The 218-nt window shown below is 72.5% G+C and carries 1 pseudogene; it reads left to right on the top strand.

Annotated features, from left to right (window positions below):
• Window positions 1-218: pseudogene (locus tag IG69_RS0119755) on the top strand (IS3-like element IS987 family transposase); the annotation flags it as partial.

Here is a 218-nt window from a genome sequence, read left to right as displayed (position 1 = left end):
CGGGTCGCTGAACTGCTCGGGGTCTCCACGGCGGAGACGGTCCGCAAGTGGGTGCGCCAAGGGCAGGTCGACGCCGGCGACCGCGCTGGGGTCAGTAGCGAGGAGGCTGCGGAGGTCACGCGGTTGCGGCGGGAGAACGCCGAGCTGCGCCGGGCGAACGCGATCCTGAAGGCGGCCTCGAGTTTCTTCGCGGCCGAGCTCGACCGGCCTTCCCGGTG

This window comes from Phycicoccus jejuensis (genome assembly GCF_000720925.1).
In the GTDB taxonomy this organism is placed as follows: domain Bacteria; phylum Actinomycetota; class Actinomycetes; order Actinomycetales; family Dermatophilaceae; genus Phycicoccus; species Phycicoccus jejuensis.
This window is presented reverse-complemented; position numbering and strand designations above follow the sequence as displayed.